The organism is Bacillus sp. ISL-47 (assembly GCF_018613175.1).
GTDB lineage: Bacteria > Bacillota > Bacilli > Bacillales > Cytobacillaceae > Cytobacillus.
The window spans coordinates 114099-135672 of the sequence record NZ_JAGGQS010000011.1 but is presented as its reverse complement, the minus strand read 5'-3'; the positions used below and the strand labels follow the sequence as shown (position 1 = coordinate 135672).

The following is a 21574-nucleotide window of genomic DNA, read 5'->3' as shown; positions in this document are numbered from 1 at the left end:
TTCCAAAATCTCTTTGATAAAAGGAGGGCACCCTTTACAGGACGCCCTCCTTTTTAAATCGGCAGACTCGCCATGATGCTGTTGTATGTTTTAATAGAAAGATAAAAAACACCAGTCAGCATGGAGGACCAGATGATAACCTGAAAGAAGATCACACCGGTTAAACCCGCAAAAGTTAACGATGAACTTGCCTTGTACACAAAATAGATAAAGTAAATAAGAGTCGCTGCTGCGAAAATGATTCCGATGCCTGTATAGCTGAACAGGCTAAGCAGCGATAGTGCGCCTCCAATAAAGTAAATAGTGGAACCATGGCGTATCTTTGTCAGGCTATCCCCTTCCAAATCCTTTGAAAAAAACAGAAGAGAAAGCCCATTAATCGTATCAGCTACCAGTTTTAAAGCGGCAAAAATCATAAAATACATGACTAATAGCAAAATGGTCAGAGAAAGCTTAACTCCGCCTTCTGAAAAAAATTCCAGCATCCCCTGATAGATCCCTGATTTCTTCAAAAAGATAACTAATTCCATCTGGGTTTTAATTGCTAGAGAGGTACTAAACAAAATAATCGCTAATAGCGGAAAATAACTCGTTAAGTATGTATTCTTCATTTCTTCCCCATCCACATAACTCTTTTATTCTAGCTATCTATTATCATCGATTTTCATAATTTTTACAATAGCCTGCCCGATCTGTATATTTCAGTTTTTCCCGGCATAGATATAAACCATATTCTAGCAACTCCATTTGTTTTATAGATAAAGGGGGAACACAATTGAAAAAAGGATTATGTTTTCTTATGGCCATTCTTTTGTTATTGGTTCTATTTATAATCCCGGCAGGAGCTTCGGAAGTGGAAAAAGGATTTGAGGAAGTGCTTGAAGAGCAGCTGCGCAGTACTGTTCACTATTATAATGAAAACTCATTTACAGTCATTGATGCATATGGCATGCAGGGAAACGTTACAAAAATTGTTACATCCGATGACCCCTCCACCTCGGAGAATGAGGAAGTGATCGAGGAATACTCCTCACACATCGGTGTTGTATTTCTGGAATTGGAACAAAAAAGAGATAAACTATTTATTTTTAAGAAAAAGGATTTTTATTATTATGACTTTGACAAAGAAGAATTTCTTACCGCATCAAATGTATTAGGCAATGATTCCATTCGTGAATTCTTCGATATGTATGTAGATGACATCGAGAAAAAAATTACGGCATTTTCTAAGTTATTATTTTTGTTTTTCCTTTCGTTTATCATAACCGTTCCGCTTGCCATTATGATTTTTCACAACCGCGGGCGAAGCAAATACTAATAGGACAGCAGTCAAGAGGATGAGGAAACTCATCCTCTTTATTATGACGCTGTCTGTATCCTCACATATTCCCTTGATTCAAATACCTTCAGCCTTTGTTTACCCCCGGCATCCAATTCATAATTTGCCGGTATCATCTCGACCACTTCTTCTTCTCCAGGAATATAGAAATCCCGTTTTGTTTGATGATCGAGTATCCAGGCTCCTGCGAAAAGCAGGGCAAAGATAGCAATGGCTGCTGAGACTTTATGTTTGATCATACAAACACCACCCTATGAGTAGTGTGCATAATTAATGTATTTTTTATTCACTGGGATGTACTGTTTTTTTTGTAAACGGTACACCATTTAGCGGAAATCAACCTCTCTTCACTACTTGTTTAAAAAAGCAATAAAGTTTGTGAAAACTGCTTTTTCTAAAAAGGCTCTTTTCTAAAGATTGTTGTTAAATAAAAGTATTGATAAAAAAATTGGTTGATTGGAGCGGAAGGTGCGAGACTCCATCGGGGACAGGTGAGACCCCACACGCGCTGTGCGCCGAGGATGCTCACCGCCCGCCCCGCGGTTCGCTGAGCATCCTGGAGCGGAGATCAGCCTCTACTCTCAACTTGTTAAAAAAAGCAACAAGCTATAGAAAACAGCTATTTTTAAAAATTAATTTCAAAAAAATTTTCCTAATGGATTCGGGTTTCTACCTATTTAATAAAGAAGGGATAAAACCTGTAATGATAAGGGTTTGATGAATGCAGAGACTTTTATTTTAGGTTATAATTTGTTCTAGGTGCATGGGCGTGTCGAAATGTTGACTTTTTATGATTTCCATTTGGCAGGCTAAATCAAGTCACACTGCCATGTGATTGGATATTATTATGCAAGAAGGAAAAACTTTTTATAAAGCGCTTCATTTTTGGAGAGCAATGTGAAGGTTTTTACAATCAGATTCAGGAGATAAATGAGGGGGAGTTTATTCATTCTGATTAGGAAAAATACATTCTTTTTATCTATACAAGCTTGATTCCAGAAGATAAGAAATTTTTCCTATTTAAGAGATTAATGTGTTAAAACAATAGCCATGTTGCTGAAAATTACATACATATTAAAGGGGGTAATGTTTTGTCTTTGCTTCACCTGGCAATAATTTCACCATTTTTACTTGCCATAGTTGTGCCACTTGCGTACAAGCTTTTTAGGCAAATACATACGGGTTGGTTTATTCTTCCTCTGCCAATCCTTTTATTCAGTTATTTTATCTCTTACTTATCCATCACCTCTAATCAGCAATCAGTAACAAAATCTTTCTCATGGATTCCATCCCTCGGAATCGAATTCACGGCTAAAGTCGATGGATTAGGTTTGCTGTTTTCTTTGCTGATTACCGGAATTGGAGCCTTAGTTGTTCTGTATTCCATTTATTATTTGGATAAAAACAAGGAACAGCTGAATACCTTCTATGTTTATTTGCTACTTTTCATGGGAGCGATGCTTGGAGTTGTTCTATCTGATAATTTGCTCGTCCTTTATACTTTCTGGGAATTTACAAGTTTTTCATCCTTCCTGTTAATCGGATATTGGTATCACAGAGAAAAATCGCGTTACGGGGCACAAAAATCGATGATCATAACGGTTTTCGGCGGTCTTTCCATGCTTGCGGGGATCATTCTCTTATATCTGATGACTGGGACCTTCAGCATTACGGAAATCATTGCACAATCAGATGAAATTTTTACCAATCCATTATTTGTTCCTGCTCTGCTTTGCATCTTGCTTGGTGCATTTACAAAGTCGGCACAGTTTCCTTTTCATATCTGGCTTCCTGATGCAATGGAAGCGCCAACACCAGTCAGTGCTTACCTGCACTCAGCAACAATGGTTAAAGCCGGCATTTACTTAGTGGCAAGAATGAGCCCGGTATTTGCCGAGCATTCGCTTTGGCTGTGGCTTGTAGCCGGATTTGGTATTGTAACACTATTCTGGGGCTCCTTCTCGGCTGTTAAACAGACGGATCTAAAAGCCATTCTTGCTTTTTCAACTGTCAGCCAGCTGGGCATGATTATGTCCCTTCTCGGAATCGGTGCTGCCGCTCTTCACTTTGAAACGGTTGAAGATAGTTATTTTACTGTTGCTACAACAGCTGCTGTATTCCACCTAATTAACCATGCAACCTTTAAGGGCAGTCTCTTCATGGTAGCTGGAATCGTTGACCATGAAACCGGCACCCGTGATATCCGCAAGCTTGGCGGACTTATGAATTTTATGCCGATCACCTTCACTTTGGCGATCATTGGCACATTTGCCATGGCAGGACTTCCGCCTTTCAACGGATTCCTGAGTAAAGAAATGTTCTTTACAGGCATGGTCCGTGTTCTGGATATGGATATTTTCAATTTGGATACATGGGGCTTCTTATTCCCAGTTCTGGCCTGGGTGGCAAGTGTATTCACATTCATCTATAGCATGGTGCTTGTATTCAAAACATTCACAGGCAAATTCCAGCCTGAAAAATTGGAAAAGAAACCGCATGAAGCTCCAATTGGAATGCTAATTTCACCAATTGTACTGGCTTCTTTGGTCATCATTATCGGTTTCTTCCCTAACATCATTGCGAACACGCTTATCTCACCTGCACAGGCAGCCATTATGCCGCCTGCAGAAGGATATATGTATGATGCTCATATCTACTTCTGGCATGGCTTTACACCGGAACTATTTATGACTTTGGGTGTCATTACTTTGGGAATATTGCTTTTTGCAACTCTGCCAAAGTGGAGAAAAGTATATGATATGTTCCCTGAGAAGCTTGCTTTAAATCGTTTTTATGATGGGATGCTTGAAGTCTCACAAAGAGCTTCCTTTAATTTGACGAGATTATATATGAATGGGTTTATCCGAACCTATCTTGTTTATATTTTCACCTTTTTCATTGTCGCATTGGCAGCTACCTTATTTATTAAAGATGCATTTAAATTCGATACGAGCAATGTAGCACCGATCCATTACGCTGAAGTCCTGCTGGCATTAGGGATTGCAGCTGCTTCTATTACGATCCTATTTGTCAAATCAAGAATGACTTCCATTATTTTGTTGGGGGCAGTTGGATACACCGTTTCGCTTTTCTTTGTCATTTTCCGTGCGCCTGACCTTGCCCTGACACAGCTCGTAATCGAAACCATTTCAGTTTCATTATTCCTGCTCGCCTTCTACCATCTGCCAAAGCTGCGGCATGAAGAGCGGATCAGATTTAAAATGACAAACGCCCTTATTTCTGTGGGTGTTGGTGCGGTTGTAACCATGATTGCCCTTTCAGCACACAGCAATAAGATGTTTGATTCGATTGCACAATACTATGTAGAAAATACGTATAAAGAGGCCGCTGGGAAAAACATGGTCAACGTTATCCTTGTTGATTTCCGTGGTTTTGATACCATGTTCGAAATTACCGTTCTCGGGATTGCGGCACTTGGAATTTTTGCTATGATTAAGCTTCGCCTGGAAGGAGGAAAGAAAAATGAAAACAAATGACGTTATTTTGCAGACGGCAACAAAGGTTGTTTTGTTTATCATTGTTCTTTTTTCTATCCATATCTTCTTTGCTGGGCACTATACTCCAGGTGGAGGCTTCGTTGGCGGCTTGCTGACATCCGGAGCAATTGTTCTGCTGTTATTGGCTTTTGACATGAAAACAGTATCAAAAATTCTCCCTGTCAATTATATTCATATGATTGCAATAGGGCTGCTTTTTTCAATCGGAACAGGGGCGGGAGCATTGCTTTTTAACGTTCCCTTCCTAACCCATGCGTTTGGTCATGTCGAATTGCCTGTATTGGGAGATACTTCACTCCATACGGCTACACTGTTTGATCTGGGTGTTTTCCTGGTTGTTGTTGGCGTTACGATGACCATTATTCAAACGATAGGGGAGGATGAATAATGGAAATATTAATGGCTTTTGTTATTGGTATCTTATTTATGTCAGCTACTTATCTAATGCTGTCGAAAAGCTTGCTGCGCATTATCGTCGGAACTGGCCTTCTTAGCCATGGCGCACATATGCTGATTTTAACAATGGGCGGTTTAAAAAGGGGAGCTGCCCCGCTGCTCGGCGAACACGCAAGCTCATATTCTGATCCGATTCCCCAAGCACTTATCCTGACTGCAATTGTAATTAGCTTTGGGGTTACAGCCTTCTTCCTTGTATTGGCATACCGTGCTTACCAGGAGCTTGGCACAGATAATATGGATCGAATGAGAGGAACTGAAGGAAATGATTAACTTTTTGATATTGCCCATCCTGATTCCTTTAATTACGGGTGTGCTTCTAATCTTTGCTGCTAAAAGAATCATGCTGCAAAGATGGATTGCAGGCCTTTCATCAGTGATTACCATTATGGTTTCAGCCTTGTTGGTTCAGAAGGTGAGGAATGACGGGATACAGACTTTAGATGTTTCAAGCTGGGAGGCACCCTTTGGCATTACGCTTGTTTCTGATATGATGTCTGCCATTCTCGTTCTGACAACCAGCATAGTCGCTTTTGCATGCCTGATTTATTCCTTTTGGAGCATAGGAGAAGATCGGGAAAAGTTTTATTATTATGCTGCATTCAACTTTTTGATTGTTGGTGTGAACGGTGCTTTCACAACCGGTGACATCTTCAACCTCTTCGTCTTTTTTGAGGTTATGCTGATGGCCTCCTATGTTTTGCTTGTGTTGGGAGGGAAGAAAGCCCAGCTCAGGGAGTCAATTAAATATATTCTAGTGAATGTAATTTCTTCCGCTTTATTTGTTATAGCTGTAGCCTATTTGTATTCCGTCGTCGGCACACTTAATATGGCGCATATTTCTGTTCGCATCAGCGAAATCAGCCAAGTTGCACAACCTGGAATTATAACAGTTATAGCCGTACTGTTTTTGATCGTTTTCGGATTAAAAGGGGCCATTTTCCCTTTATACTTCTGGATGCCAGGTTCGTATTACGCACCGCCGGCTCCGATACTGGCCTTATTCGGAGCTTTGCTGACAAAGGTCGGCGTGTATTCAATCACAAGGACCTATACATTGTTCTTTTACCATGATATCGGGTTTACCCATCAGCTCCTGAGCATTCTGGCGATTATGTCGATTATCGTCGGTGTAATTGGAGCGATTGCTTACTGGGATGTTAAAAAGATTATCATCTACAATATTATTGTGGCTGTGGGTGCGATTCTGTTTGGTATTTCAGCAATGACACCGGATGCTCTTTCCGGGTCCATCTTCTATTTGGTCCATGATATGATTATTAAAGCGGCTTTATTTTTACTTGCCGGAATTGTTATAGCGATTGCAGGCACGAGTGACCTGCATAAGATAAGCGGTTTGATCAAACGCTATCCTGGCTTAGGCTGGACCTTCTTTATCGCTGCGCTTGCCCTGGCCGGAATCCCGCCGTTAAGCGGCTTCATTGGAAAGCTTCTTATTGTGAAAGGCGGGTTTGAAGCGGAGCAATACTGGGGAGCTGGAATCGTTTTAATGTCCAGCCTTCTGGTTCTATTTTCCATTATGAAGATTTTTATCAATGGATTCTGGGGAACTCCTCGCGCTTATAATGGGGAAGACAAAGTACCTGTAGGAAAAATGATGATTGCCCCTGTTATCCTTGTTGTAATGGCCGTTCTTTACGGTGTCGGCTCTGAATTTGTTTATCCGTATATCTCACAGGCTGCTGAAACTCTTGCAAATCCAACTATCTATATTGAAGCAGTTTTAAAGGAGTATTGAGTATGGCATTTCAAATATTATTAAATGTGTTCCTTGGATTTATGTGGATGTTTTTAACAGGATCATATGAACCGGTTGCGTTCCTTAAAGGATACCTTTTTGGCCTGCTCATCATCTTTACTTTCAGAAGATTTTTCGATTCCCGTTTTTATCTTTTAAGAGTTGTGGCAGTGATCAATCTTTTGTTTATTTTCATCAAGGAGCTTATCCTAGCTAACATTGGCGTGCTTAAAGTATTGTTAAAGCCTAAGCTTGATATGCGCCCGGGAATTTTCGCCTATCCTACTGTCCTGAAAGAGGATTGGGAAATCATGGTGCTTTCCAACCTGATTACGCTGACTCCGGGGACACTGGTTGTAGACGTTTCACCTGATAACAAGATCCTATACATTCATGCGATCGATATCGAGGATGCAAAGGAAACTATTGATTCAATTAAAAACACGTTTGAAAAAGCGATTATGGAGGTGAGCCGATAATGCTGAATACCGTTGTGTTAATTGCCATTCTGATCATATCGGCTGCTACCATAGGATTGATTTACAGAGTCATTAAAGGGCCTACAACTCCTGACCGAGTAGTAGCGCTTGATGCAATCGGCATTAATCTTGTGGCGATTGTCGCTCTTATTTCAATCGCCCTGAATACAAGTGCGTTTGTGGAGGTCATCCTTCTTATCGGAATTCTCGCTTTCATCGGGACTGTAGCCTTCTCTAAATATTTGGAGAAGGGGGTTATTATAGAAAATGAACGAGATCGCTAATATTGCCATCATTGTGCTAATCATAATCGGAGCCTTTTTAAGTCTTGTTGCAGCATATGGCGTCATTAGGCTTCCGGATATCTACACGAGAAACCATGCGGCATCAAAATCAGCTACTTTGGGTGTGATGTCCATTCTGCTTGGAACGCTGCTCTTCTTTTATGTAAAAGATGGCTTTTTCAATTCCCGAGTGCTGCTCGGTATTGTGTTCATCTTCATGACTTCTCCTGTTGCCGGGCATTTAATCGCCCGTGCTGCTTATAATTCTGGCGTCAAGCTCTGGGATCAAAGCGTACAGGATGATTTGAAAAATGCACCGCATATGAAAAAGTCAGCCAGTAAGGATCAATAGATCTAAAGCCCGCGGGAGTTATGCACTTCCGCGGGCTTTTATTTTCGCTTTTGAAGGGGCTGATAAGCTTGCCTGTTGTGGCAGCCCGACATCCCTTCCCCACAAAAAAAGCCCGTTTCCAATGAAACAAGCTTCTTTTTAATCCCTTATTTCCTTTTAATAACTGCCATTGTACATCTTGAGGTACAGACCAGCTTATCGTCTTCATCTGTAATTTTAATATCCCACACCATAGTAGTTCGGCCCTGATGCAGGACTGTTGCGACCGCTGTCACGGTTCCGTCCTTTTTAGCCCGGATATGGTTGGCATTGATTTCAAGGCCGGCTACTGATTCTGTTTCCTTGTCACAAAGCTCGTAGGCACCAATGCTTGCTACGGTTTCAGCGAGAGCAACGGAAGCTCCGCCATGCAGCAATCCAAACGGCTGGCGGGTCCGTCCGTCAACAGGCATAGTAGCCACCACACGGCCTTTTTCAAGAGTCAGTATTTCCATTCCAAGCGTTTCAATTAATGTATCTTTCAAATCCATTCCCCTATCCCCTTCCTTATGTAAAATGTTGTCATACTATAATTCATTATATAAGAACAAAATAGGTATGTCCTGTTGGACAATCACGATAAAAGAGGTGACCGCCATGAATCGTGTTCGCGAAGGATTAATTCCGGCTGTACTTGGCACCGCCGTTACTGCTGCAGGCTATGCAATGAATCAGCGCCGCAGAACAAATAAAACAGTATCAAATACCATCGTTGGTTTTGGGCTCGCCCATATTGTGCTTGGCGCCATCGACCTTGTTGAGCATCGAAATCAGTATTAGGCGGCTTTTTTAATAGGACTGTTTTCGCAAACTTTGTTGCTTTTTAAACAAGTATTGAGGACTGGTTGATTTACCATTTTTTTATTCACGGAACTAAACAACAATCTTTAAGAAAACAGCATTAAATAAACAAAAGGCAGCTGCTCAGCTGCCTTTTTAATCTATAATCCCAAGCCCTGGTCATGAAGCTTTTCGTCCTCTTTTCCGCGCTTTCTTCTGATAAGACGAACGGCAAGCGTTAGCACAGCTATAACCGCTAGTCCAAGCAATAATTCCTTTTCATGCTTGATAATTGTATCAATATGGTCCCCAAATACATATCCAAGTGTAAAAGTAAGGGATAGCCATAACAGCGCGCCGCTGTATGCAAAAAGAGCGAATTTTTTATAAGGCAGTTTACTGAAGCCATACAAAAAGGGAAGGAAGTTTCGGATGCCTGGGACAAAATAGCTGAAGGAGAGGGAAAAGGCATGATACTTTTCCATTAGCTTTAAAGAAGAGTCAATCGCCCTGGAAAACCTTTTGCTTCTCTTGAAATATTGCAGAAGCGGCCTGCCGATAAAACGGCCGATTGTATAGCAAGTGGTAAGGGCAGCCAGTATTCCGAAATAAATCACAATAAACGCGAGTACAGGATGAAGCGATTTTAAAGAGGAAGAAAGGCCGACAGTCATAACAATCAGTTCATTGGGAACAGGAAAAATAAAAACGCCCACCCAAAGCCATAGAAATAGCCCCAAATACCCGTTATTTTCAATGACTTCCAAAATAAGTTCCAGTTCCATATGGGGCCTCCTATCCTGTTTTAATTGCGTTTCCCAATTTCATCTAACACGCATTTATATATTCTTCATTCCCTTCCTTTACCCCTTTAATTATTATATCAATCCTTTTAAAATTTGCCCTTCTAAAGCAACCATATGCGATAGCCTTTTTTCTATGACGGAGGACAAAGAGTGAATTTTGGTTCCCAACATTTCATAAATGACTTTCATAGGAAGAGCCCTTTTTTCATATATTGGAAATGCGTTCAGTGAATATACATGAAGAAAGGGGCAGAACCGGATGCACCCCTATTATTTTTTTCGATACCCAAGGCCAGGACCCTATTCTCCACCCTCTGGATTCCAGCATTTTCCTGCAAATTATCAAGGCTTTTACCATCCTGTTTATTTTTATAGGACATTTCCTGGTGTGGATCCCGAGATGTTCATGAGCTCGGCAAAAAAAATGGAAGTGATCATGAGGGATGCCAGCACATTGCTGGTAAATATGGCGGAGTCAAGGAAATTTTCATACGATCTGATGTCAGCTGCCCAACAATCAAAAATGAGTGAAGTTGAAAGGATGATAAAATCAACAGGCATTTCTCAAATACCTTCTGTGTCTTATACGCCAGATGGCCTCAGTCTTCATTTCGAATCCGAGAAGGAAGATAATGTGAAATGCTGTGATTTGACTCTTAAGCTTCGGTGGATGTAGATAAGAGTCATTTCTGCAGAAAATAAAAAAGCTCTCCAGCCAGAGAGCTTTATCTTTTTACCGATAATAAGGATTTCCTCCGTATCCATAAGGACCGTATCCCGGGTATCCGCCGCCATAAGGACCGTAAAACGGTGCCGGGGGCCCATAGAATGGCCGCGGCGGACCGTAGAATGGTCTTGGAGTAAATAATGCTGCACCTAATCCGCCTCCCAAAAAACCTCCCAGCAGACCGCCTACAAACGGTCCTCCGAAAAAGAATCTGTCGCCCCCGCCATGATAAGGGCTTCTATAGTGATACATATTGGGTAACCTCCTTCATTTCAATGCCTTCTCTATTTAATATGCAGATGTCCGCATTTTGAGTGGGCTATTAAAAAAAGCAGAAGACTCGAGGGGGCAGGCGCTTTGCGCCGGACAGCTATCCATGCTCAAATTTTAAATCTATTTCAGCATAGCAGTGCACATAAAAAAGCCCTCTCCTATTAATCAGGAAAGGGAGGAAATAATTAAGGCTTACCAACCTTATTATAATGATTCGCTGAATGACATCGTTTTATGGGTGGATTATATACAAGAATAATTTGGTAAAAATTGAAGCCTGCCAGTACCAAAAGCAAAACCCCCATAGCCTCATGGCCAGGGGGTTTTAGTATATTAGTTTACTGCTTTGACTTTATCAAATGCTTCTTCTACAGAAACATAGTCATAGCCAAGGTCTTTTGCAACCGCTGGGTATGTGATGCTGCCATTTACAACATTAACGCCAAGCTTAAGTGCAGCGTTATCTTCAATTGCTTTTACAACGCCTTTGTTGGCAATTTGCAGAGCGTAGTTAATAGTAACATTTGTAAGAGCGATTGTAGATGTTCTTGGAACGGCACCAGGCATGTTCGCAACTGCATAGTGTACAACGCCATGCTTTTCATAAGTTGGGTTGTCATGAGTTGTAATATGGTCAACCGTTTCAAAAATACCGCCTTGGTCAATTGCCACGTCTACAACTACAGAACCAGGCTTCATTGTTTTGATCATTTCTTCTGTTACAAGCTTAGGTGCTTTAGCTCCTGGAATAAGAACAGCACCGATTACTAGATCTGCATCTTTAACTGCTTGTGCAATATTGAATGGGTTAGACATTAGAGTTTGGATGCTGTTTCCAAAGATATCGTCAAGCTGGCGAAGACGCTCTGGGCTTAAGTCGATAATTGTAACCTGTGCACCAAGGCCGATTGCCATTTTCGCAGCGTTGATACCTACTACACCGCCGCCAACGATTGTCACTTTGCCGCGTGATACGCCAGGAACGCCTGCTAAAAGAATTCCCATGCCGCCATTTGTTTTTTGAAGGAACTGAGCACCGATTTGAGAAGCCATGCGTCCTGCTACTTCACTCATTGGAGTAAGAAGTGGCAATGTGCGGTTTACTTCTACTGTTTCATAAGCAATAGCAGTAACACCTTTTTCAGTTAAAGCTTTTGCCAGCTCAGGTTCAGCTGCAAGGTGAAGATATGTGAAAAGAACCAAACCTTCACGGAAATATCCATACTCAGATGGAAGCGGCTCTTTAACCTTCATGACCATTTCAGCAGCCCAAGCTTCTGCTGCTGTATCAACAATGACAGCTCCAACTTCTGTATAGTCTTCATTTGTGAAACCGCTTCCAATTCCTGCATCGATTTCAACAAGTACTTTATGTCCGGATTTAACTAGTGCATCAACGCTTGCTGGTGTTGCAGCAACGCGGTTTTCGTTGTTTTTAATTTCTTTAGGTACTCCAATAATCATGGAAAAATCCCCTTTCAATCTATCAAGTATGAAATTTACTATACTCAGTATAATAATTTTATTAAAGCGCTGTCATTGTTAATTCGGTAAAATGAAAGAGCCTTCATTTGTGGAAATCTACAAATGAGGGCTCTTTTTTTCCAAACGCCTGATTTTCAGCTCAAGATACAAGGAGAGTTTTGTATTGGTATTTTTTAAATCAACTTCCCCTATCTCTGTGATTCTCTTCAGCCGATAGTTAAGTGTGTTCATATGGACGTGAAGTTTTTTTGCTGTTTCGTTTACATTGCTGTCATGGTCGATAAAAGCTTCCAGAGTGGCTAGTAGATTGGTTCGATGCTCGGCATCGTATTTTACCAGCTTTTCGATTGCAGGGTGCTCATAAGGTTCTGCCCGCTTTTTCTCCAGAATCGAATCGAGGTAGCGGAATATACCAAGCTGCTGATAGCTATAAACCTCCTGGATTTCTTCCGTAAATTGTTCTTTAAGCCTCAGAACCTTTAATGCCTCCTGGTAGCTCTTTTCCACTTTTTCATAACGGTCATAGATGGTTCCGGTGGCACCGCTAATGTGGTCGATGGTAAACCTGGTCTTCATTTGATCGATGAAGAACTGGATGAACTCAATGAATGGTTTTTCAGATAAAGAAGGTTCAGGCGGTGCTGCCAGGATGATAAACTCATTCCCCATCGCTGCATAAAAGGTAATATTAATTTTCTGGCTTGTTGTAGTCAGATAAATAATATTTTGTTCGATTTTTGACGTGATCTCTTCCTTAAACTGAAAGACGAGAACCGCAAAGGGTGATGGCGGCTTGATATTCAGATCCTCGAATCGGCCCAAAATTTCATTATGGCTTTGAAAATGGCCGGTTAAAAGCTCCCAGAAAAAGTCCTGGTACCCTTCCACTCTTTTCCTTTTTTGCGAGTTTAGTTTTAACAGTTCGGTCCTTGCAGACTGGGCAGCCAGTTTTAGAAGGTTCAGCTTGCTTTCTGTTAAAGGCGTTTCTTCCTCCACTGCCCAAATATAGCCCAGTACTTCATTATGATTACGGATGGAGATTGCTACCCGGTTGCCGAGGCCGATTTCCGTTATTTCCGGAATTCTCAAAGGTTCACCGTTTTGCATGAGCTGGGGAATCACCCGTTCCTTCCATAGACGGTTGATTACCTTTTCCGGCACCTTTCTGCTGATAATCGTCGCAATTCTTGCCGTATCCGTCTGATCGTCATGCGTACTATAGGCAATCAGGCGATGATTGACATCCTCTATTGTCACTGGACATTCCAAAACATCCCGAATCTTATCAACTAGTTCCTCGAGATTGCCAAACGTCCTCTTAAACGGATCTTTTTCCATTTTATCTTCACCCAATCCTAAAACCCCTTTAAACCACTAATATATACTCTCAAAATAAATAACCTATTGAAATTCCAATAACACCATTTCTAACCTATAATATTATACCTCATTCCACCCCCAACACTCTACCAAAGCTATAACGGCGATTCGACAAAATTAGGGTGGTACCTGGTACTTTTTTTATAAAATTCTTAATAATTTTAATTTATGAAAATGGGTTGAAGTTATATTCAGATAATTTTACAATAGGACATGTTCACAAAATCATCATAGTTTATTCGTTTAGTTCATAAAAATTGAAAGCGTTAACATCTGGGAGGCGACGATTTTATGCTTGAAACGCTTAATAAAATTAACGGGGTACTTTGGGGAACACCAAGTTTGGTTTTGCTTTTTGGTACTGGTGTTCTTTTAACATTCATGCTGAAAGGTCTTCAGTTCAGAAGATTGCTGTATGCATTTAAATTAGGATTCACAAAGGAAGGGCAAGCTTCCTCTAATGATGAGGGAGATGTCAGTAACTTTAAAGCCCTTATGACGGCTCTGGCTGCTACAATCGGAAACGGTAATATTGCCGGGGTGGCAACGGCGATTACGCTAGGGGGACCTGGTGCCATCTTTTGGATGTGGATCGTTGGTTTGCTTGGAATGGCAACTAAATATGCCGAAGCATTATTAGCCATGAAATATCGTGTGAAAAATGCAAATGGCGAGTATTCAAGCGGGCCTATGTATTATGTAGAGCGCGGCCTGGGCAAAAAATTCAAGTGGCTGGCTGTTGCATTTGCCATATTTGGCGCATTTGCAGCACTTGGAATCGGAAACAGTGTTCAATCAAACACAATCGCAGCTGTCATGGATACTTCTTTTGGCATTAGTAACTGGGTAACAGGGATTGTTTTAGCAGTACTTGCTGCATTAATTATTTTTGGAGGAATTCAGCGCATCAGTACAGTTGCCGGATTCTTCGTACCAATCATGGCAGTGCTTTATATTGGCGGGGCTTTGATTATCCTTGCCGTTAACTACGACCAGATTATCCCTGGTTTTGAAACCATTTTCTACTATGCATTTAATCCTGTTGCAGCAACTGGCGGATTTGTTGGTGTTGTTGTATCAGAAGCGATTAAAAACGGTGTATCAAGAGGTATTTTCTCCAATGAAGCCGGTCTTGGTACAGCTGCCCTTATTGCAGGTAACGCCAAAACAGACCATCCTGTAAAACAGGCGCTAGTTGCTATGACAGGTACTTTTATTGTTACAATCGTTGTTTGTACAATGACTGGATTAGTTCTAATCATTACAGGATTCTGGGATACAACAGGCGGCTTATTATCAGGCGTTCAGCACGAAGCCAATCTTGACGGCGGTGCATTAACGAGTGCAGCATTCGCACACGCCCTTGGCACAGTTGGGGAATATATTGTAGCATTCTCAGTTATTTTCTTCGGTTTCTCCACAATTGTGGGCTGGTATGTTTACGGTGAAAAATGCTTTGAATACCTTGTTGGAACAAAAGGCATCATGGCATACCGCGGAGTATACATTTTTGCTACTGGAATCGGAGCAGTTGCAAGCCTGACAACCGTTTGGGCTTTCGCTGACATGGCAAACGCATTAATGATGATTCCAAACTTAATCGCATTAATCCTGCTTAGCAAAGTAGTTGTAAAGGATACAAACGAATTCTTTGAAAACCACTACAAAGCAGCTAACAAGCAGCAGAAAATGGCTAGTTAATTATAATATTATTAACAAACACAGGTCTCTGATCTGTGTTTGTTTTTTTTACCACGAGAAAAAAGAAAGCTCATTTTTTTCTGAGATATATTTAAAAATGCGGTAGTGATAGAGAAGTTCATCTGCATAAAGCTCTCTTTCGCCAACAAAGGAATAAGCACTCAGAAAATCCTCTATATCCTCCCTGTTATCCGTATCCCATTCCCCCTTCAGCCACACTTTATAAGCCAATCCGCTGTTAAGCACTTGAGAGCCGGATTCATAAAAGATCTCCTCAATTTGATCCCTGTCCATGTTTTGGCCTCCTTCCAGTTTATTATTCATCCTTTTCTCTTTCCTTCTCCCTTATACATTTTGGGACAAGGCGAAAATACCAATTTTGGCACCACTGGTGGTTTGCTTGTCTATACTATATCGAAGTCTATTTTAAAATAAATCTGCTAAAAGAATAGCTAACACAATTTTGCTAAAGGGAGGGATGACGATGGAACTGAATGAGTTATTTCATTTGGATAATAAAACCGCAATCGTAACAGGCGGCGGACGTGGACTTGGCGAGCAAATGGCGAATGCACTTGGAGACGCAGGGGCGAACGTTGTAGTGTGTTCACGCAATCTCGAAGCATGCGAGCGTGTCAGCAGCAGTTTAACTGCAAGAGGTATCCAATCGCTTGCCATGGAGTGTGACATTACGAGCGAAGAAGACATCCAAAATGTAATCAATAAAACTTTAGAAAAATTCGGAAGCATTGATATCCTCATCAATAATAGCGGCACGTCATGGATTGCACCCGCACTGGAACTGCCTGCTGATAAATGGGACAAAGTCATGAATGTAAATTTAAAGGGTCTGTTTTTATTTTCACAGGCAGCCGCAAAGGTGATGACGAAACAGGGCAGCGGAAAAATCATCAATATTTCTTCTGTTAACGGGATGAGGGGGACAAATTCGGCTTTTCTGGACGCAGTCGCCTATAGCACCAGCAAAGGAGCAGTTATCTCCCTCACAAAGGATTTATCTGTAAAACTGGCCCCTTTAGGTATCCAGGTAAATGCCATTGCTCCTGGCTTTTTTCCAACGAAAATGACAAAAGCTTTGGAACAATCAAGCTCAGTAATTCTCCAAAGCATTCCTGCTGGAAGATTCGGCAATGACGATGACTTAAAAGGAGCTGCTGTCTTCCTATCCTCAAATGCCTCTGATTACGTTACAGGCCAGGTTTTAGTTGTAGACGGAGGCATGACTGTATCACTTTAGTTATTTAATTTATGATTACCGTTCAAAAAGGAGGATTAGCCTTTTTGAACTGCATCTTTAAGAAAGGAGAATGAATATGACCATAAACCATACAGATGCCCTATTGAACGCCATAAAAAAGGTAGGGATGAAGGTGGAGAAAGAGCTGAATGAATCGATCCAGAACTCCATCAATAAAGAAGATGTGTTAAACAATATGCTCACCCGCTCTGAGGTGACGGCCGCCGCGATGAAAAAGCTGCAGCAAGCCATTGAAACTCTCTCCATCCCTCTAAATTTCCCAACAAAAACTGATGTGGCAAATGCCGCTAAATTGACGGTTCAGGCGGAAGAAAAAATGGATCTGATCGATGAGAGAGTGATGTCTCTGGCTCAAGCGATGGAGGAATTAAAAAAATCGCTAGGCGGCCCACCATCAAAATTAGAATCTTCCAGCAGCAGTGAAAGCGCGGATCAATAAGATGGCAGAAAATCCTTTATCGAAAAAACTGCAAGGATTTTTCAAAACCATCAAGCAGCCTGAACCGGAAACAGGGTTCACTCCCCGTACGGCTGTTTGGAAGAAAAACAAAGCGGTTCTCTGGCATTATGCGCCCGCTGAAAAGAATTACAAGGTACCAGTCTTCCTTGTTTATTCGCTTGTAAATCAAGCTTTTATTCTTGATTTGGGGCCGCAGAACAGTTTAATCGAAGCCTTGACCAACAGCGGCTATGATGTTTACTTGCTCGATTTCGGCATTCCAGGCTATGAGGATAAAGACATTACGATGGATGACTATATTGTCCAATACATTCAGAAGGGTGTCAGGAGAACTCTATCCCATTCCAGAGCAGAGGAATTAACGGTTATGGGCTTTTGCCTGGGCGGAACTTTTGCAGCCATTTATGCTGCCATTGCAGAAGAACCGGTTAAAAATTTGATCCTTTCTGTTGCGCCGATTGATTTTAGCCACGTTCCGGTGTTCGACCAGTGGGCAGAGGAATTGCGGGAAACAGGCGCTGACCTGGATTCTATCTTGGATGCATGGGGCCTAATTCCTGCCCCGGCCATTAAAACGGGAATGCGGCTGGTTACCTCACCTGTCTATTATTCCCCTTATTTATCCCTTCTGAGCCGTGCCGACAATGAAGAATACGCCAAAAGGTGGAAGCGGTTCAACCACTGGACAAATGGCCATATTCCGTTTGCCGGTGCAGCTTTAAAGCAAATATTGCATGATCTCGGAAAAGAAAACAAGCTTGTCAAAGGCAGCCTTGTCATCGATGGAAAAAAAGCAGCTCTTGGCAATATTAACGCAAATCTCCTTGCAGTTGCTTCGAGCTTTGACCGCCTTGTACCGAAAGAGCAGCTTCTACCCGTCATGAACCTGGTGTCAAGCAAGGATAAACAATTTCACCTGCTAAAGGGCGGACATGCAAACCTTACATCAGATGGAAAGGTACCTTACTATATGAACGATTGGCTTTCGGTCCGTTCTGGACAGATAAAATAAATCTCTTCCCCTGCCAAGCGGGGGAATTCAATTTTAAAGGAGGTACCTCAATGTTATTTTGGAATTACACCCATTTTGTTAAAAGCGGATATACCATCAGTGCGTATATGGGCTTTGCTTCCCTTGTATTCAAAGATTTTTTTAGAAAATAAGTATCGTTAAGAACCATGCTATTGCTGCATGGTTTTTATTTTGTTTTAGGCTGTGGTAAAGCGTATTTTTGTATTTATTCTGCAAACGGATTGCTTAAGCAAATTCCCATATCAGGTTTTGAGTTATAAAAGGCAAAGTGGCAAATATTAAAGGTATTAAGGCAAAAGGAGATTGTAAAATGGATGAAAAGATTTTCAACGCAATAACCCGGATATCCGGCCGTTTTGCCCCCCTGGATCTTCTGATGATTCTCATTTCGAATAAGGCAAGGTATGTATTTTTATTTGCACTGGCAGGTATGTGGCTGGCGAAAGGACCGGCAAGAAGGACAGCTAAAAAGGCTGTGCTGGCTTCTCTGTTTGCACTAGTCCTGAACAGAATCATCAAGCTTATTTATTTTAAACCGCGGCCCTTTGTAAAAAGAAAGGTCGGGATACTGATTCCATCGAAAAGGGATTCCACTTTTCCAAGCAAGCATACACTGCTATCATTTGCTGCTTCCATTGTCATCCTATACGGAAATCGATTTATAGGACGCATTTTGTGCTGGCTTTCAGTTCTTACAGGCTTTTCACGTATTTGGGCTGGCCATCATTATCCTTCTGACATAATGGGAAGCGCCCTGATTGGAAGCACTATTGGCTGGATTACCGATAGATTTTTCAAGATGGATTCATCGGAAGACAATGAAGAACTCAAAAAAATGTAAAATTAACACTATCTTTGGCGAATGAAAACTTGTTTTGTCACCTGGGAAGGACTTCCCGTTTTCAATAGAGAATGGGTTTGGAAAACGGGAGGGGATCAGGATGAATACGAGTGCTGTAGCCAAATTATTAGGGGTTTCACCTAGCACTGTGCAGCGATGGGTCAAACAACTGGAACTCCGGACGGAACGGAATGAATTGGGGCATTATTTATTTACGGATGGTGATATTGATCTGTTGAGGCAGGTTCAGGATCAGCTGAATCAGGGATTGATTTTGCAGGATGTAACCGTGAGGGGCAAAAAGGCCAGAAAAGGAACTGTCCAAAGCGAACAAACGAACCCAGCCATGGAAAAGGTTTTATTAAAAATAAGCGAACTTGAGCAGAGGCTGAACGGAAAAGCAGATGACGTTGTCTCTTATCAGCTGCTTCAGCACCGCCGGGAAATAGAAGAGTTTCAGAAAGAGATAGAACGCTTGAATAAACGGATTGAAGCACTTGAAGCCAAGCAAGCTGGAAACAGCCGTAAAATTCAGGCAGATAATCTTTTGGTTTTTGATCAGGAAAAAACAAAGAAAAGGCTTAAAAAGAAGAATATCTTTTCCATGCTCTTTGGATTTTAGTTGGACGGCAGCCTCCTTCTAAAGATCATTGTGGAGTGGAGCGGAAGGGGCAAGGAGGCGCCTTGAACCGCTCGTGTAATGCGAACACCTGCAGTGGAAATCAACGGGCATGGTAAACAGATCCTGCTAATAAAAAAAGCGTTACAGCTGCTTTCCAGCTAGTAACGCTTTTATGGTTAAGGGAATGCTTCGTTTAAGAGCACAGGCCGTCACGCCCCAAGCGGGTTACGCCAGCGCCTATTTGATTAGCCCTCTGCTATCAGCAATTCCACATTAAACCTCTCCAATATGTCGATAAAAGCTTTTTCAGGCATTTTATCCGTTATAAGCAGATCAACATCACTTAACTCGGCAAACTTAAAAAACTCGTTTACACCGATTTTGGTATGGTCAGCAAGGACAATTACCTGGTCAGCCTGGCTGATCATTTTTCTTTTAACCATGCCGTCCTCCTCATGAGCAAGAGATAGGCCGCTCTCCGAAAGGCCGACTACTCCAATGAATGCTTTATCTACTTGATACTGTGAAAGCTTTTCAATAACAGAAGAGCCGTATAAAAAGCGGTGCTCCTTTTGCAGCATGCCGCCAAGCAGCAATATTTCCGCATTGGGATTTGATGAAAGTATTTCCGCCTGGTTAATTGAATTGGTTATAACCGTACAAGAAATTTCTCCCATATTTTCGGCACATGCCTGAACGGTGGTGGAGGTATCCAAAATAATTCTTTCGCCGTCTTGGATAAGGGATGCTGCCCCTTGCCCGATTCTTTTTTTCTCGGACGAAACCATCTTTAGCCGATTGGCATAATCCTTTACTTCATGGCGGGGAGTTGGCAGAATTGCTCCCCCTCTCGTCCGGATGATCTTCTGTTCCTCTTCAAGCCTAACCAGATCGCGCCTTGCCGTATCTCTGGATACATGAAACAATGTACAAATTTGTTCTACTGATATCCGCTTATTGTTTTCCAGATAATTCAGTATCGCTATTAACCTTTCTTCTTGGAACATATTAAACCGCCTGCTTCTTTAAGTAAAATTGCTTTTACTTAAGCAATCATAAGTAATTACCTTATTATAAACCTTATTCATAAGTGTTTTCAAGTGAATATAATGAAAAACTCTGCCAATGCTTACGATGGATTTAATCCCAGCTGAAGCGTTCTTCTTTAAAGGGATCCCCATAATTATGGTAACCGTTTTTCTCCCAGAATCCCGGCTTATCAGATTCTGAAAATTCAATGCCTCTCACCCACTTCGCACTTTTCCAAAAATAAAGATGGGGAATCACTGCACGCAACGGAAATCCGTGCTCAGGTGTTAGCTTTTCACCATTATGCGTATGCGCCAGCATACTGGTCTCCCTTAGAAAATCATCAATTGGAAGGTTAGTTGTCCATCCTTCCTCTGCATGGAGGATGACAAATTTTGCAGTCTCTTTTACACCTGCAATCCTGGCCAGCTCTACAGTCGAAATTCCCTTCCACACATTATCAAGTTTTGACCAGCCCGTGACACAGTGAATGTCATTTTTATACTCAGTCTGCGGGAGATTCATCACCTCGTCATAAGACAAGGAAACCTCCTTTTCCACTTCCCCAAAAATCTTTAGAGACCAATCCTGCATATTGCTGTAATAAGGGACATTTCCATAATGCAAAACAGGAAAGGACGTCGTAACGTTCTGGTTGGGCGGTATCCTGCTGGAAACCTGTTTTCTTACTTTCCCAAAATACACTGAAGCCACCTCGGTTCGTTTTTCTTTATGGTAACCCACTTTTAAGGTGGTTAAAAGTATATAGAAAAGCAGCCTCCCCAAAAAAAGAGAAGCTGCTTTTACTATGCTTTGCTGCCTGTTTATTTTTGAGGATCTCATACCTTCCGCCCCAATCAGCAGGGTGCCACATAGTCTTTTATTAAGGCTCTTTTCGTATAGATTGTTGTTTTTGGACTATAAAGCTTGCC

The 21574-nt window shown here is 41.6% G+C and carries 26 protein-coding genes; 16 read left to right on the top strand and 10 right to left on the bottom strand.

Annotated features, from left to right (window positions below; translation table 11 throughout):
• Positions 1-53: 53 nt before the first annotated feature.
• Positions 54-611, bottom strand: coding sequence for a DUF5366 family protein (locus J7I93_RS05375; RefSeq protein WP_214724049.1), 558 nt, complete (start codon positions 609-611; stop codon positions 54-56).
• A gap of 164 nt (positions 612-775) precedes the next feature.
• Between J7I93_RS05375 and J7I93_RS05370 the strand changes: the two genes are divergently transcribed.
• Positions 776-1318, top strand: a complete 543-nt coding sequence (locus J7I93_RS05370; RefSeq protein ID WP_214724047.1) for a hypothetical protein — start codon at positions 776-778, stop codon at positions 1316-1318.
• A 41-nt stretch (positions 1319-1359) separates the two neighbouring features.
• Here J7I93_RS05370 and J7I93_RS05365 read toward each other — a convergent pair whose 3' ends face one another.
• Positions 1360-1578: a hypothetical protein gene (locus J7I93_RS05365; RefSeq protein ID WP_214724045.1), complete on the bottom strand. Its 219-nt coding sequence runs from the start codon at positions 1576-1578 to the stop codon at positions 1360-1362.
• An 852-nt stretch (positions 1579-2430) separates the two neighbouring features.
• On the opposite strand from J7I93_RS05365, the gene J7I93_RS05360 reads away from it, so the two are divergent.
• The 7 genes from J7I93_RS05360 to mnhG are packed head-to-tail and all read left to right on the top strand — an operon-like array spanning position 2431 to position 8187.
• Positions 2431-4836 (top strand): Na+/H+ antiporter subunit A, encoded by a 2406-nt coding sequence (locus J7I93_RS05360; RefSeq protein WP_214724043.1) that lies wholly within the window; start codon positions 2431-2433, stop codon positions 4834-4836.
• Positions 4823-5245, top strand: coding sequence for a Na(+)/H(+) antiporter subunit B (locus J7I93_RS05355; RefSeq protein WP_214724041.1), 423 nt, complete (start codon positions 4823-4825; stop codon positions 5243-5245). The genes J7I93_RS05360 and J7I93_RS05355 overlap by 14 nt, the downstream gene beginning before the upstream one ends.
• Positions 5245-5586 carry a Na(+)/H(+) antiporter subunit C gene (locus J7I93_RS05350; protein ID WP_110064773.1) on the top strand — a complete coding sequence of 114 codons (342 nt, stop codon included), beginning with the start codon at positions 5245-5247 and terminating at the stop codon, positions 5584-5586. Before J7I93_RS05355 ends, J7I93_RS05350 begins: the two co-directional genes overlap by 1 nt.
• Positions 5579-7072 (top strand): Na+/H+ antiporter subunit D, encoded by a 1494-nt coding sequence (locus tag J7I93_RS05345; RefSeq protein WP_214724039.1) that lies wholly within the window; start codon positions 5579-5581, stop codon positions 7070-7072. The genes J7I93_RS05350 and J7I93_RS05345 overlap by 8 nt, the downstream gene beginning before the upstream one ends.
• A gap of 2 nt (positions 7073-7074) precedes the next feature.
• Positions 7075-7551: a Na+/H+ antiporter subunit E gene (locus J7I93_RS05340; RefSeq protein ID WP_214724037.1), complete on the top strand. Its 477-nt coding sequence runs from the start codon at positions 7075-7077 to the stop codon at positions 7549-7551.
• Positions 7551-7835, top strand: coding sequence for a Na(+)/H(+) antiporter subunit F1 (locus tag J7I93_RS05335; RefSeq protein ID WP_026584026.1), 285 nt, complete (start codon positions 7551-7553; stop codon positions 7833-7835). The genes J7I93_RS05340 and J7I93_RS05335 overlap by 1 nt, the downstream gene beginning before the upstream one ends.
• On the top strand, positions 7819-8187 hold the full coding sequence (gene mnhG, locus J7I93_RS05330; RefSeq protein WP_214724035.1) for a monovalent cation/H(+) antiporter subunit G: 369 nt from the start codon (positions 7819-7821) through the stop codon (positions 8185-8187). Before J7I93_RS05335 ends, mnhG begins: the two co-directional genes overlap by 17 nt.
• A 146-nt stretch (positions 8188-8333) precedes the next feature.
• On the opposite strand, the gene J7I93_RS05325 is transcribed toward mnhG, so the two are convergent.
• Complete coding sequence (locus J7I93_RS05325) at positions 8334-8717, bottom strand: hotdog fold thioesterase (RefSeq protein WP_214724033.1); 384 nt, start codon at positions 8715-8717, stop codon at positions 8334-8336.
• A gap of 106 nt (positions 8718-8823) precedes the next feature.
• On the opposite strand from J7I93_RS05325, the gene J7I93_RS05320 reads away from it, so the two are divergent.
• Positions 8824-9006 (top strand): asparagine synthase, encoded by a 183-nt coding sequence (locus J7I93_RS05320; RefSeq protein ID WP_214724031.1) that lies wholly within the window; start codon positions 8824-8826, stop codon positions 9004-9006.
• Positions 9007-9167: 161 nt separating this feature from the next.
• Here J7I93_RS05320 and J7I93_RS05315 read toward each other — a convergent pair whose 3' ends face one another.
• On the bottom strand, positions 9168-9791 hold the full coding sequence (locus J7I93_RS05315; RefSeq protein WP_214724029.1) for a DedA family protein: 624 nt from the start codon (positions 9789-9791) through the stop codon (positions 9168-9170).
• A 427-nt stretch (positions 9792-10218) separates the two neighbouring features.
• On the opposite strand from J7I93_RS05315, the gene J7I93_RS25115 reads away from it, so the two are divergent.
• Positions 10219-10488 (top strand): YuzC family spore coat inner layer protein, encoded by a 270-nt coding sequence (locus tag J7I93_RS25115; protein ID WP_214987642.1) that lies wholly within the window; start codon positions 10219-10221, stop codon positions 10486-10488.
• Between the two features lie 57 nt (positions 10489-10545).
• On the opposite strand, the gene J7I93_RS05305 is transcribed toward J7I93_RS25115, so the two are convergent.
• The 3 genes from J7I93_RS05305 to J7I93_RS05295 all read right to left on the bottom strand — a co-directional run bounded on the left by J7I93_RS05305 (position 10546) and on the right by J7I93_RS05295 (position 13650).
• The gene (locus J7I93_RS05305; RefSeq protein ID WP_214724025.1) at positions 10546-10791 is read right to left on the bottom strand and encodes a hypothetical protein; all 246 of its coding nucleotides are present in this window, start codon (positions 10789-10791) and stop codon (positions 10546-10548) included.
• A 354-nt stretch (positions 10792-11145) separates the two neighbouring features.
• Positions 11146-12276: an alanine dehydrogenase gene (gene ald / locus J7I93_RS05300; protein ID WP_214724023.1), complete on the bottom strand. Its 1131-nt coding sequence runs from the start codon at positions 12274-12276 to the stop codon at positions 11146-11148.
• Positions 12277-12393: 117 nt separating this feature from the next.
• The gene (locus J7I93_RS05295) at positions 12394-13650 is read right to left on the bottom strand and encodes a PucR family transcriptional regulator (protein WP_214724021.1); all 1257 of its coding nucleotides are present in this window, start codon (positions 13648-13650) and stop codon (positions 12394-12396) included.
• Between the two features lie 318 nt (positions 13651-13968).
• Between J7I93_RS05295 and J7I93_RS05290 the strand changes: the two genes are divergently transcribed.
• A complete protein-coding gene (locus tag J7I93_RS05290; protein ID WP_214724019.1) occupies positions 13969-15378 on the top strand; it encodes an alanine/glycine:cation symporter family protein in 1410 nt (469 codons plus the stop codon).
• 48 nt (positions 15379-15426) lie between these two features.
• Here the strand turns inward: J7I93_RS05290 and J7I93_RS05285 are convergent, their stop codons facing one another.
• A complete protein-coding gene (locus tag J7I93_RS05285; RefSeq protein WP_214724017.1) occupies positions 15427-15672 on the bottom strand; it encodes a hypothetical protein in 246 nt (81 codons plus the stop codon).
• A gap of 190 nt (positions 15673-15862) precedes the next feature.
• Here J7I93_RS05285 and J7I93_RS05280 point away from each other — a divergent pair, with 190 nt between their 5' ends.
• The 5 genes from J7I93_RS05280 to J7I93_RS05260 all read left to right on the top strand — a co-directional run bounded on the left by J7I93_RS05280 (position 15863) and on the right by J7I93_RS05260 (position 19613).
• Complete coding sequence (locus tag J7I93_RS05280) at positions 15863-16636, top strand: SDR family oxidoreductase (protein ID WP_214724015.1); 774 nt, start codon at positions 15863-15865, stop codon at positions 16634-16636.
• 76 nt (positions 16637-16712) lie between these two features.
• Entirely contained in the window at positions 16713-17096 is a 384-nt protein-coding gene (locus J7I93_RS05275) for a hypothetical protein (RefSeq protein ID WP_214987644.1), read from the top strand.
• A 1-nt stretch (position 17097) separates the two neighbouring features.
• On the top strand, positions 17098-18129 hold the full coding sequence (locus tag J7I93_RS05270; protein WP_214724011.1) for an alpha/beta fold hydrolase: 1032 nt from the start codon (positions 17098-17100) through the stop codon (positions 18127-18129).
• Between the two features lie 331 nt (positions 18130-18460).
• Positions 18461-18991, top strand: coding sequence for an undecaprenyl-diphosphatase (locus tag J7I93_RS05265; RefSeq protein WP_214724009.1), 531 nt, complete (start codon positions 18461-18463; stop codon positions 18989-18991).
• A 100-nt stretch (positions 18992-19091) separates the two neighbouring features.
• The gene (locus J7I93_RS05260; protein ID WP_214724007.1) at positions 19092-19613 is read left to right on the top strand and encodes a MerR family transcriptional regulator; all 522 of its coding nucleotides are present in this window, start codon (positions 19092-19094) and stop codon (positions 19611-19613) included.
• Positions 19614-19858: 245 nt separating this feature from the next.
• On the opposite strand, the gene J7I93_RS05255 is transcribed toward J7I93_RS05260, so the two are convergent.
• Complete coding sequence (locus J7I93_RS05255) at positions 19859-20620, bottom strand: DeoR/GlpR family DNA-binding transcription regulator (RefSeq protein ID WP_214724005.1); 762 nt, start codon at positions 20618-20620, stop codon at positions 19859-19861.
• Positions 20621-20753: 133 nt separating this feature from the next.
• On the bottom strand, positions 20754-21347 hold the full coding sequence (locus tag J7I93_RS05250; protein WP_214724003.1) for a sulfite oxidase-like oxidoreductase: 594 nt from the start codon (positions 21345-21347) through the stop codon (positions 20754-20756).
• Between the last annotated feature and the right edge of the window lie 227 nt (positions 21348-21574).